The 12,057-nt window shown below is 37.8% G+C and carries 12 protein-coding genes; 7 read left to right on the forward strand and 5 right to left on the reverse strand.

Features of this window, described 5'->3' with window-relative positions:
• Positions 1–12 precede the first annotated feature (12 nt).
• The gene (locus AC1DRF_RS09710) at positions 13–678 is read right to left on the reverse strand and encodes a TerC family protein (protein WP_043980471.1); all 666 of its coding nucleotides are present in this window, start codon (positions 676–678) and stop codon (positions 13–15) included.
• Positions 679–1,038: 360 nt separating this feature from the next.
• Here AC1DRF_RS09710 and mecA point away from each other — a divergent pair, with 360 nt between their 5' ends.
• The 4 genes from mecA to pepF all read left to right on the forward strand — a co-directional run bounded on the left by mecA (position 1,039) and on the right by pepF (position 6,733).
• Positions 1,039–1,719, forward strand: coding sequence for an adaptor protein MecA (gene mecA / locus AC1DRF_RS09715; RefSeq protein ID WP_013055427.1), 681 nt, complete (start codon positions 1,039–1,041; stop codon positions 1,717–1,719).
• Between the two features lie 214 nt (positions 1,720–1,933).
• Positions 1,934–3,451, forward strand: coding sequence for a cardiolipin synthase (gene cls / locus AC1DRF_RS09720; protein WP_013081764.1), 1,518 nt, complete (start codon positions 1,934–1,936; stop codon positions 3,449–3,451).
• A gap of 119 nt (positions 3,452–3,570) precedes the next feature.
• Positions 3,571–4,752: a competence protein CoiA gene (locus AC1DRF_RS09725; protein WP_427075730.1), complete on the forward strand. Its 1,182-nt coding sequence runs from the start codon at positions 3,571–3,573 to the stop codon at positions 4,750–4,752.
• A 163-nt stretch (positions 4,753–4,915) separates the two neighbouring features.
• Positions 4,916–6,733 carry an oligoendopeptidase F gene (gene pepF, locus AC1DRF_RS09730; RefSeq protein ID WP_028407481.1) on the forward strand — a complete coding sequence of 606 codons (1,818 nt, stop codon included), beginning with the start codon at positions 4,916–4,918 and terminating at the stop codon, positions 6,731–6,733.
• A 505-nt stretch (positions 6,734–7,238) separates the two neighbouring features.
• Here the strand turns inward: pepF and AC1DRF_RS09735 are convergent.
• The 4 genes from AC1DRF_RS09735 to AC1DRF_RS09750 all read right to left on the reverse strand — a co-directional run bounded on the left by AC1DRF_RS09735 (position 7,239) and on the right by AC1DRF_RS09750 (position 10,098).
• On the reverse strand, positions 7,239–8,090 hold the full coding sequence (locus AC1DRF_RS09735) for a ClpXP adapter SpxH family protein (protein WP_427075773.1): 852 nt from the start codon (positions 8,088–8,090) through the stop codon (positions 7,239–7,241).
• Positions 8,091–8,116: 26 nt separating this feature from the next.
• On the reverse strand, positions 8,117–8,527 hold the full coding sequence (locus tag AC1DRF_RS09740; protein ID WP_013081768.1) for a globin domain-containing protein: 411 nt from the start codon (positions 8,525–8,527) through the stop codon (positions 8,117–8,119).
• A gap of 286 nt (positions 8,528–8,813) precedes the next feature.
• Positions 8,814–9,503 carry a lytic transglycosylase domain-containing protein gene (locus AC1DRF_RS09745; RefSeq protein ID WP_477740659.1) on the reverse strand — a complete coding sequence of 230 codons (690 nt, stop codon included), beginning with the start codon at positions 9,501–9,503 and terminating at the stop codon, positions 8,814–8,816.
• A 4-nt stretch (positions 9,504–9,507) separates the two neighbouring features.
• Positions 9,508–10,098 carry a CYTH domain-containing protein gene (locus AC1DRF_RS09750; protein ID WP_013081770.1) on the reverse strand — a complete coding sequence of 197 codons (591 nt, stop codon included), beginning with the start codon at positions 10,096–10,098 and terminating at the stop codon, positions 9,508–9,510.
• A gap of 216 nt (positions 10,099–10,314) precedes the next feature.
• Here AC1DRF_RS09750 and AC1DRF_RS09755 point away from each other — a divergent pair, with 216 nt between their 5' ends.
• The 3 genes from AC1DRF_RS09755 to AC1DRF_RS09765 all read left to right on the forward strand — a co-directional run.
• Positions 10,315–10,701, forward strand: a complete 387-nt coding sequence (locus tag AC1DRF_RS09755; protein WP_013055436.1) for a UPF0738 family protein — start codon at positions 10,315–10,317, stop codon at positions 10,699–10,701.
• Positions 10,702–10,728: 27 nt separating this feature from the next.
• The gene (gene yjbM, locus AC1DRF_RS09760) at positions 10,729–11,364 is read left to right on the forward strand and encodes a GTP diphosphokinase (protein ID WP_014461566.1); all 636 of its coding nucleotides are present in this window, start codon (positions 10,729–10,731) and stop codon (positions 11,362–11,364) included.
• A gap of 61 nt (positions 11,365–11,425) precedes the next feature.
• Positions 11,426–12,057: NAD kinase (locus AC1DRF_RS09765; RefSeq protein ID WP_477740660.1), on the forward strand; the 632-nt coding region annotated here is incomplete at its 3' end.

The raw sequence follows: 12,057 nt of genomic DNA on the forward strand, positions 1-12,057 counted from the left end.
GCCTTTTCTTTATCATTTAGTTGAACGAAAGCTATTAACAACCATGCCGCTTATCAGCACAACAGCAATTGTTATAAACGGAATAAATGTTCCTAGAGATGTATGGGCTGCAAAGAATGAATGTAAGTTCTTTTCATGTCCAATCATATTTCCAGCAGTATAAGCTAAAATAGCTGCTCCCCCATAAACGAGCAGGGGAAATCGTTCCATCAAATATAAAATAAGCTTGCTTCCCCAAACAATAATGGGGACGGATACGAGTAATCCGGTAACGACCAAGATAATATTTCCATGAGCTGCGCCTGCTACAGCTATTACATTATCTAGTCCCATTACAATATCAGCAAATACGATCGTTCTTACAGCGGCGCCTAATGTCACGCCTGCACGGATTGAAGATGCATCATCACCTTCTGATACAAGAAGCTTAAAGGCAATGATCACTAATAAAAAACCGCCGATGAGCTGCAAGTAAGGAATAGTTAGTAAATAAACAGCTAAAATAGTAAGTACAATCCGAACGATCACAGCTAAGCCAGTCCCTAAAAAAATAGCTTTATTTCGCTGATATTCAGGTAAGTTGCGGCTTGCTAAGGCAATAACAATAGCGTTGTCTCCACCTAATACAATATCGATACCGATAATAAGAAGAATGGAGGTTATTAATTCTAAATCCAATAGTCTTCCCTCCCAATATGTAAGGATAAGTAGCTCATATTGCTTTATCTGTGTTCATTTTTAACAAAAAGCGTTCATAGGGTAAAGAGATTATGTATATAACAAAGTAAGGTGTAAGTTGGCTATGAGTTGTCAGAGTATTTTTTATTTCCTTTCTTTCGCATTTTGTCATAAAATAGATATACAAGGTTCACTCAAATAGTGTATGCTTGTATATCCCAAGTTAGAATGCTTTACAAAGTGAGAAAGTACATGTAATATTGCTTTAACACGGGGGTAAAATAGTCCCTTCATCGTTTAGGGGTAATGTTCGAAATGGCCGGATTACCTTCACTGATTTTTCCGAAGGGAGAGATGATAATGGAAATCGAACGCATTAATGAAAACACAGTAAAATTCTTTGTCACTTACGTAGATATTGAAGAACGTGGATTTGATCGCAATGAAATTTGGTTTAGCCGTGAGCGCAGTGAAGAGCTATTCTGGGAGATGATGGACGAAATTCATCAAGAAGAAGAGTTTGTAGCAGAAGGTCCTCTTTGGATTCAAGTACATGCGCTTGAGAAGGGGCTAGAGGTTATTGTAACAAGAGCACAAGTTTCAAAAGACGGTCAAAAGTTCGAAGTACCTGTTGGTGAAAATGATAAAATCGATATCCCTGTAGATGGAAAAATTGAAGCGTTGCTTGATCATCAAGCGAATCAAAATAAAAAAGCTGATTTTGAAGAAGAAATTATAGAAGACGAAGGGCTACAGTTCGTCGCACGCTTTCAAGACTTAGAACATTTAATTTCCTTAAGTCACCATTTAGAGTTAGATGATATCATCAACAGCATGTACGTGTTTGAAGGAAAATATTATTTATACGTTGAGTTTACAGATGATGAAGACTTTGTAGCTGAAATTGATAACATTTTAAGTATCATTTTAGAATATGCAAATGAATCAAATGTAACAGTTCATCGTTTAATGGAATATGGAAAAGAATTAATCAGTGAAAATGCACTTGAACAAGTAAAGCAGTATTTTCCTTTACGATAATAGCAGCCGATTTCATGTATATGAAATCGGTCTTTGTTTTGCTCTCTTTTTTGGAAATGCCCTCCGCTCATATCGAACAATTTAGGTGGAAAAAGCAGGCGGCTGGTTCCTACACGGGAAAGTGTAGTGTTAAAATAACAAGTTTGAGGATAATAACGGTATAGAGACCTGTTATTAATGATGAAAGATTGGTTTTAGGATAGGTGAAAACAAGTTGAAAAATAGATTACAGCTTTTAATTTTTGTTATTGGTATTATTGCTTTGCTTTATTTTACAAAAGGGTATTGGGACGGTAAATTTATTGGCGTGCTAAGTATCTTAATTACGATTAGTGTTGTTTTCATCGGTCTTGTTATTTCATTAGAAAACCGTCATCCAACTCAAACGCTAACGTGGCTCGTAGTATTAGGCGGTTTCCCGGTAATAGGGTTCTTTTTTTATTTATTATTTGGACGCAATACGCGAAAACGGCGTTTATTTGCTAAAAAAGCAAAGCTGGATGAACAGGTGCTTTTAAAGATGGAAAGAGATTCCGGTATATTAGAAAATCACTTTGAACAGTTGGGTACCAGTAGAAAGCAAATGCTGAAGCTAGCCGTCAGGCTTGGCAAGAGTCCAATTTCTTTTTCATCAGATACGCGCGCATTGACGAATGGAAAAGAGACGTTTCACGAAATTATGGAATCATTAAAGCATGCAAGGCATCATATCCACTTAGAGTATTACATCGTACGACATGATCACTTAGGAGAACAAATTAAAGATATTTTAATTCAGAAGGTACAAGAAGGAGTTTATGTACGTTTCTTGTACGATGCCGTGGGCAGTTTTCAGCTTTCACCGCATTATATTCACGAGTTAAGAAACGCGGGCGTAGAAATGATTCCATTCTTGCCGGTCAGACTGCCATTTCTCAATAATAAAATCAACTTCCGTAATCATCGTAAAATTGTAGTCATTGATGGAACAATTGGATTTGTAGGAGGTTTGAACATTGGTGATGAATATCTCGGGAAAAGTCGGCATTTTGGCTTTTGGAGAGATACCCATTTGATGGTGAAGGGTGAGGCAGTCCGTTCATTGCAGCTTATTTTTTTGCAGGACTGGTATTATATGACAGGTCAGACGATGCTTACTCAAACGTATCTATCACCGGATTTAATTGACATTGATATGGAAAAGTGCGGCGGTGTTCAAATGATTGCCGGCGGACCAGACCGTGAGTGGGAAATTATCAAACACTTATTTTTTTCGATGATTACGTCTGCGAAAGAGTCCATTTGGATTGCTTCTCCCTACTTCATACCTGATGAAGATATTTTTACTTCCCTCAAAGTAGCTGCTCTAAGCGGTATAGATGTAAGGCTTCTTGTACCTCAGAAGCCCGATAAAAAAATTGTTTTTCATGCATCACGCTCTTATTTTCCGGAGCTGCTAGAAGCAGGTGTGAAAATTTACGAGTATAAAAAAGGATTTATGCACAGCAAGATTGTGATTGTTGATAGAGAAATTGCCTCTATTGGAACAGCTAACATGGATATGAGAAGCTTTCATTTGAATTTTGAAGTAAATGCTTTTTTATATCGGACAGCTAGTACTCAAAAGCTCGTATATGAATATATGCAAGATTTAGAAGAAACGAGTGAGCTTCACTTTAAAGACTTTGAAAAGCGGCCATTTATACAGCGGCTATTTGAGTCAACAGCTCGTTTGCTTTCACCGCTATTATAATCGCTGTAAACCACATTGCGTACGGTGCAATGTGGTTTTTTTCTGAAAGAAAAGGGTTTAGTAGAAAGGTGTCGAATACAAGAATATAGCTCGCTATTATAGGAAGGAGAAATGTACGATTGTTAGTTGCCCAAACAGAAGAAGGCCTCATTTCACTAGCTCAGCGCTTTTCGCTTGAACAGCTTAAGCAGTGGAAAAAAGAAAAGCAGTTCTACTGTCCCTCTTGTCAATCCCCTGTACAGTTAAAGGTAGGTACAAAAAAAATCCCTCATTTTGCGCACCTGAAAAAAACGTGCGTCGCTCAGCATGAAGGTGAAACAGATTATCATCTCGACGGAAAACGAAAGCTGTTTCACTGGTTTAGTTCTCATCTTGAAGTCGAGTTAGAAAGTTATCTTTCTGACATTATGCAGCGTCCAGATCTTCTTGTAGATACGCCCTCGCAAAAATATGCAATTGAATTTCAATGTGCTTCCTTATCTTACTCAGCGCTAACCAAACGTTCTATTCATTATGAGAAAGGAAATTATATGCCCCTTTGGATTATCGGGGCAAAAAGAATGAAGCGCTTATCCACTTATATGTATCAACTTTCTTTTCAAGAGTGGCAGTTTCTTACTCTTTCCGATTATACGCCCACACTTCTTTATTTTTCACCTTCTACTAATCAACTGTTGAAACTTGAACATCTTATTCCTTTTTCACCTCAGATTTGTTATGCACAGCTTGTAGTGCTCTCTCCTCACGAGCATACCTTTCATGATCTTTTTTCTACACATACACAACCTCAATTTTTCTCTTCGTGGATAAAGAAAAAGAAGGCATGGAGAACGCATTATATCCTTTATCCTAATCAGAAGCTTCAGCCTTTTTTACACGCTCTTTATGAGAATAATATTCCTCCCTCCCATATTCCAGCAGAAGCAGGCATGCCGCTGCCTTCTTTATACATGGTTGAAACGTCTGCTACTGTATGGCAAACGTGGCTGCTTCTCGATTTAATGCAGCACAAGCAAGTAGGGGATTTAGTTACAGAAAAAGAGTTAGGCCGGCTATGGCTCAACAGAATTCATAAGAGGCATATTGTATTTCGGTCTTTGCCAATGGCCCCTGTTGCTGTGGAACAGCCCCTGTTTGAGTATATAGAGGTATTATGCCGGCTAGGGATGCTAACGTATATAACTTCTGGGGTATACAAGATCAGAAGGCCCTACACGATTCCAAAGCAAACATCTGATGCTTTTTTAGAAGATGGACAAATGATGAAAAGGTGGTTAAATCAAGCAAAAGAAGTGACATAATCACTGAAAATCAGTACGCTTAAGAAAGAATCCTTTTTTCAAAAGCGTACTGACTTTTGATTAATTCTTTTAAAACAACATACAATAACGAAAGAAATAAAAAGGATTCGCCTTAGAAAAAGCGAACAGTTATAGACAGGTAGAAAAAGATGGAGGGATGACCATGAGTGAACAATCAAAAGTAAAAAAGTTACCAAGTAGAAGCGAGATAAAAGTAGAAGATACGTGGAAACTAGAGGATATTTTTGCTTCAGATGACGCATGGGAAAAAGAATTTGAAGAAGTAAAAGCTCTTATTCCCCAAATGGAAAAATTCAAAGGGAAACTTGGAGAGTCCGCTCAAACTTTATACGACGCTCTTCAAGAGCAAGACGAGCTCACAATGCGCGTTAGTAAACTTTATACATATGCTCATATGCGCTACGATCAAGATACCACTAACTCTTTTTATCAAGGGTTAAATGATCGCATCAAAACACTTTATACCCAAATTGCAAGTGCACTATCGTATGTAACACCAGAAATTTTGTCTATTGAAGAATCAAAAATTAAACAATACATGGCGGAACATAAAGAGCTAAAGTTATATGCTCATGCATTAGATGAAATTACTCGCGAGCGTCCGCACATTTTATCAGAAAGCGAAGAAGCGCTTCTTGCTCAGGCTTCTGAAGTGCTAGGATCTTCAAGCAACACGTTTGGAATGCTAAACAACGCAGATTTAGAATTCCCTTCCATTAAAGATGAAAATGGAGAAGAAGTAGAAATTACGCACGGGCGCTATATTCGTTTCCTAGAAAGCAGCGATCGCCGCGTACGAGAAGAAGCGTTTAAAGCGGTGTACGAAACGTACGGTAAATTTAAAAATACGTTTGCAAGTACGTTAAGCGGCACGGTGAAGAAAGATAATTTTAGTGCCCGCGTTCGTCACTATAATTCAGCTCGTCACTCAGCTCTTAGCACAAATAACATTCCAGAAGAAGTATACGATAACTTAGTTAAAACAGTGAACGATAATTTGCATTTGTTGCATCGATATATTGATTTACGTAAGAAAGTATTGGGAATTGAAGAGCTTCATATGTATGATCTCTATACGCCTTTAGTAAAAGACGTAAAAATGGAAGTAACCTATGAAGAAGCAAAAGATTATATTTTAAAAGGCCTGAAACCACTAGGTGAAGACTACCTTAACGTGTTAAAAGAAGGATTTGAAAATCGTTGGGTAGACGTTCATGAGAACAAAGGCAAGCGAAGCGGTGCTTATTCTTCAGGAACGTATGGCACCAATCCTTATATCTTAATGAACTGGCAGGATAATGTAAATAACTTGTTTACACTAGCCCATGAATTTGGCCATTCTGTACACAGTTATTACACAAGAAAAACGCAGCCATATCCTTACGGAGATTATTCAATCTTTGTGGCAGAAGTAGCTTCAACGTGTAATGAAGCGCTTCTAAACGATTATTTACTAAAAACGATTGATGATGAAAAGCAGCGCTTGTACTTGCTTAACCATTATCTAGAAGGATTCCGCGGTACGGTATTCCGTCAAACGATGTTTGCTGAATTTGAGCACGATGTGCACGTGCGTGCTCAAAACGGAGAGCCGCTTACACCTGAATTATTAACAAAATTATATTATGACTTAAATAAAAAGTATTTTGGAGACAACTTAGTGATTGACGAAGAGATTGGATTAGAATGGGCTCGTATTCCGCATTTCTACTACAATTACTACGTTTATCAATATGCTACAGGATTCAGTGCAGCAGCGGCATTAAGCAAGCAAATCCTTGAAGAAGGAGATGCAGCTGTTGAGCGCTATGTAGGTTTCTTAAAGTCAGGAAGCTCTGATTATCCAATTGAAGTGTTGAAAAAAGCAGGAGTTGACATGACAACATCTCAGCCTATTGAAGAAGCGCTAGCTGTATTTGAAGAGAAATTAACGGAAATGGAACGTTTATTAAATCAATAAAATTAAAATGAAGCAGGAGCTGTATCCTGCTTCATTTTTTAAATCCTCGAAATTTGTTGTGATTGTTAAGCAATGTAAAAATAATAAGGATAGCTAAAAATAAGAGAGGGCCTGCGATAATGAGAGGGACAAGCTGCATAAGAGATAAAATATAGAATAAAAAAGAAACCAAAAGAATAACAACCCCTAGAGTAATTCCAGCAATTTTCATAGTTAACACCTCTATTAAAAGCATAATTGGTTGTACTATATGAGTGAATCTGGCTGTTTATGAAGTTTTTTTATAAAAAAGTGAATAAAATTAAAAAAAGGGGTTGCCAAAAGTCGACATAATTTGCTATAGTATTAATCGTGAAGTTTATCACAAAACAAACATATACCCCTTTGTTTGACCGTGAAAAATTTCTCCCATCCCCTTGTTGTCTTAAGACAAACGAAAAGACTTGGCGAAAGCCAAGTCTTTTTTGTTTAGTTAATGCTTAGGATAAGCATCAACATTTAATGATTAGCAGCTCTTTTCAGTACTTCTCCAAAAGGTGCCGTATTTGACAGGAACTCTCTCAACCACTTGCTGAAGCTGAAGTTTTTTCAATTCCTTTTCAGCCTCTTCTAATGATAAACCATACACAACTGCAACTTCTTTTGAAGCAACAAATTGAAAATAGCTTAAAAATGAACGAAGAGGCGGAAGACAAGCTGGATCTGGGTCAATTTCTAACATCTCTTTAATGATGTGTACATATGTTTCGTACGAATAGTATCCTGATATCTTAATGCCTTCTTCTTCAACTTTTTCGTTGAAGAACACAAGAGTTGGAATCTCATCGACATCCATTTCCGACGTGATTTTTAAATCACATTGAAAGGCCTTCGCAGCGTAATCTGAATGCAAATCTTTTATAAATTCATCAACATCTAGCCCCACATGTTTTGCACATTGTATTAAGACAGATTCTTCTGTAACATTTTGTTTTTCTAAAAATACTACTTCTTGAAGTCTTCTCAAAAAGCGAATGCCCTGTTTCTTTCCTTGCAGACCTGCCGCTTTAATCGCAATTGATGCAGCGTAAGGAGTATCGATTGGGTTTTCAAGCCACAGATTGCCGTCACATGACATACCGGAGCGGCTTCCAGTTTTCTCCCACGATTTTGCAATATGTTCAAATTTCTGCTGTGCTCCAATATTTAATTGCTGTAAGTTTCCGCCAAGCACATGCTTGAGGGATAACAGCTGACCATATTCTATTTGTAACTTCTTTAGAATAGGCTCGAGTGCCCAGCATTCCGGGCAAAGAGGGTCAACAAATACATAGATTTCAAGCGGTTTTTTATTTGAACCTTGACAAAGCTGATGCAAGGATGGGTATTGGCTATTTAGGTTACTCAATGTGAAAATCCTTTCTCATCTGTCTGTTCCGGTGAATTAATCATGTGTTGGGCAGTTAAAATAAGACGATGATAAAGTTCATCTCTCTCAGGGCCTTCTAAATTAATTTCGTCCATTGCTTCATGCATACACGTCAGCCAGGCTTTGGCTCTTGACGGTGTAATTTCAAAAGGAAGATGCCTAGCTCTCAGCATAGGGTGACCATGCTCTTCAGTGTATAACGAAGGCCCTCCTAAATATTGTGTCAGAAATTGCTTTTGCTTTCGTGCTGTTTCTGTTAAATCATCAGGAAAAATTGGCGCGAGCTCAGGATGTTTTCCAACGCGTGTATAAAAAGCATCAACAAGTTTTGAAATCGTATGTTCACCGCCTAATAATTCGTAAGGGGAGTGGATTTTTTCTCTCATGTTGATAACTCCTTTGTTATAAGAAATATACGTCTTAACTCTTTGGTGTTTTTTACTTTCCTTAATTTTAGCAGTGTCATTTCGTTAACTCAAACTATCCGCTTACTTCTTCTACTGGAAAAGAGATAAAGTGGAATTTTACATAAGAAAAGTCTATGATGCTGTGGCGAATCACTAATTATGAGAAACAAAGGAATACTTTTACAAACGTTTCCTTCTATTTATATAGTGTAACCTCGACAAACTACAGCCATTCCATGTTCGAGTGGTGAATGATTTCGCTCATTTACACGAGATAAGAAGACATAATTTTATTTACATATTTTTGCGTCTCTTGAAAAGGGGGGACTCCGCCGTATTTATCAACATTACCTGGTCCAGCATTATAGGCCGCCAATGCTAATTTCACGTTTCCGTTGTATTTATCTAACATTTGTCGAAGATATTTGGCTCCTCCAAATACATTTTGCTTGGAGTCGTACGGATCTTCTACACCAAGAGCTTTAGCGGTTGCTGGCATTAGCTGCATAAGCCCAGCCGCTCCTACAGAACTTTTGGCAGATGGATTAAAGTTTGATTCTTGTTTAATAACAGAACGAATAAGTTTAGGATCCAGCTGGTAGCGTGCAGCTGCTTCTGTAATTATCGTTTGTACATCCTGAGAACTGACCTTTGCCGTTTCATTTTTTTGTGCAGGTAAGGCAGAATGTGAAGCCGCTGCCTTACCTGAGGAAGAAACAGATGGCTCGGACTGCATTTGAACCGCCGTAGATGGAAACATCTGCGCTGCCTTCAAGTAAAGATTGGTACTCATTTGAGGCTCTTGATTGACGTAGTCTTGAAAAAGCTGAGCAAATACAGAGAGTAAAGTTGTACCAAGCATTACGTTAGGTGTTGGCATCTGGTTGTTAACTGAAAATGGCTGAGTTCCAGGAAATTGAACGGAAGACATGTAATTGTTAATATTCATGCTCATAAATTTATTCTCCATCCATTAACGTATACTTTCGCTTGTAAAACCGTCGAATTTTGTTTTCCGTTGGTTTCTTTTTAATATCAAGCTCCGTAAGCAATTGCTCAAAATATTTTGCTCCTTCATTGGCATCGGTTACTTCGTATTCAAGTTCATAATCTTCAGCACCTAGATAAAAGCTATGATCGAGTACAAGTAACCCGTTTTTATATGGAATTTCTGCTCGACTTGTACACAAAGTGCCAAAATAAGTTAGCGCATGGCTATCGACTTGTAAATCAGTAATAAGCTGTTGAATTGTTGACGGAATCTTGGCGCTGCCATCTCGCAATTCTTTAGCTTGTTCATTTGTTAATGCTTCATGTGTTTCTAAAAGACCCTCTTGATGAGGCTGTTTGAGCGTGAGAACGGACTTATCTTTTTTGCTTCGAATTCGCAGGGCAGCCCCGCAGTCTTTTAATGAGAAAGCAGGTGTATCAAAATAGTGGTTTTCTTGAGAGACAAACTGATCTTCAGTTAGTTGAAAGTGTGAGCGGAGACGATCAAACTCTTCTTTCGTTACTATATTTTTAAATTCAATTTCAATTTCTTGTTTCAATGAAATCATCCTTTTAACTTAGGTCTTTTGGTAAGGCACTTTCCATCTTAATTTATCACACTTTTTGAGACAGTCAAACTACATTTCCTAACAGGAATATCCATATGGGGAACTTGGAAAATGAAGAAATACGGATTGTTTAGGTTTTACCTTTATTAAACGTTCCTGGAATGTGTTAAAATAGTAACGAATTGTATAGTTGGAAGGAGTTTATTTATGCACAATCGAATTGACATCACTACCTGTGTGATGAAATCAAATGAATTACATTTAAAAGCAGACCCTATTGAGACGGAAATTGAACAATTGGAAGATACAAAACAAATGCTTGTTGACTCAGATAACATGTCATTTGTATATGTTGTAGATATTAATGATCAATTTATGTATGTTGGCCTTAGTGATAATATTTGGGCAAATTTAAAGCACGTCTTACATAAAGATATGAAAGTATTTTTAGAAATTAATAAGAAAGTAATTGAGCTATCAGCCGTTAAAGAAGAGCTGTCTTATCTCATCAGTAACATCGAAGGAAATGTGAATTATGGAGACGAGATGGTAGCACGAGTAGAGGAAGTTTTCTTAGATAAAGAAAATAAGTAATAGAGAGAAAAAAGGGGGGTGTTATTAATGATCAGGCATTGGGATTTATTTTTAGCACCGTATAAACAAGCCGTTGAAGAACTTAAGGTGAAATTAAAGGGAATTCGTTCACAGTATGATATGAAGTCTACGCATTCACCTATTGAATTCGTGACGGGACGAGTAAAGCCTATCGCCAGTATTTTGGATAAAGCGACTCGAAAAGGAATTTCTCTCGATCGCTTAGAGGAAGAGATGCAGGACATTGCGGGACTCCGTATGATGTGTCAATTTACGGACGATATTAAAGCGGTCGTAGAGCTCCTTCGTCAGCGAACAGACTTTGAATTGATTGAAGAAAGAGATTATATTCTTCATAAAAAAGAAAGCGGCTATCGTTCATATCATGTGGTCGTATGTTATCCTGTTCAAACAATTAAAGGTGAAAAGAAAATTTTAGTGGAAATTCAAATTCGTACACTGGCTATGAATTTTTGGGCTACAATTGAGCATTCTTTAAATTATAAGTACAGCGGGAAATTTCCTGAGAATATCAAAAAGCGACTTCAGCGTGCTTCTGAAGCAGCTACTCAGCTCGATGAAGAAATGTCTCAAATACGAGGTGAGATTCAAGAAGCTCAGGCTATTTTCTCACGAAAAAAAGAATCGGCGGAAGAATCTTAGGTATGACTCAGCAACAGCTTTGTACATTGGATGGATAGGGGGAGAGAATTAGGTGGAGAAAATAAAATTTGCTATTACATCAAAAGGCAACCAAATATCAAATACGCTTATGCAAAAAATGAAAACGTATTTATTAGATTTTCATTTAGAATATGATGAAAACCAGCCTGATATTGTAGTGTCAGTAGGAGGGGATGGAACGCTTCTCTACGCGTTTCACCGCTATCGAAACCGACTTGACAAGACGGCTTTTATTGGGGTTCATACCGGCCATTTAGGCTTTTACGCAGATTGGACACCTGATGAGATTGAGAAGCTGGTGATTGCTATTGCAAAGACACCCTATCAGACTGTAGAGTATCCACTGCTCGAAGTGATTATTCGCTACACCAACGGTGGACGCGAAGCTCGATACTTAGCTCTGAATGAATGTACGGTAAAAAGTGTAGAAGGTTCTTTAGTAATGGACGTGGAAATTAAAGGGCAGCGATTTGAAACCTTCCGAGGAGACGGCCTTTGCGTATCCACTCCCTCGGGAAGTACAGCTTACAACAAATCCCTTGGAGGCGCGATTTTACATCCTTCGCTTCAAGCTATTCAAATTGCTGAAATGGCTTCTATTAACAATCGAGTGTTCCGTACGATAGGTTCTCCATTGGTTCTTCCTGGACATCATACAGCGCTGTTAAAGCC

The organism is Priestia sp. P5_B4 (assembly GCF_056400385.1).

What these genes read in the sequence shown, in the direction of transcription:
- mecA (WP_013055427.1), top strand. Translation starts at nt 1,039, where the DNA reads ATGGAAATCGAACGCATTAATGAAAACACAGTAAAATTCTTTGTCACT.
- pepF (WP_028407481.1), top strand. Translation starts at nt 4,916, where the DNA reads ATGAGTGAACAATCAAAAGTAAAAAAGTTACCAAGTAGAAGCGAGATA.
- AC1DRF_RS09740 (WP_013081768.1), bottom strand. Translation starts at nt 8,527, where the DNA reads ATGAGAGAAAAAATCCACTCCCCTTACGAATTATTAGGCGGTGAACAT.
- AC1DRF_RS09745 (WP_477740659.1), bottom strand. Translation starts at nt 9,503, where the DNA reads ATGAGCATGAATATTAACAATTACATGTCTTCCGTTCAATTTCCTGGA.
- AC1DRF_RS09755 (WP_013055436.1), top strand. Translation starts at nt 10,315, where the DNA reads ATGCACAATCGAATTGACATCACTACCTGTGTGATGAAATCAAATGAA.
- yjbM (WP_014461566.1), top strand. Translation starts at nt 10,729, where the DNA reads ATGATCAGGCATTGGGATTTATTTTTAGCACCGTATAAACAAGCCGTT.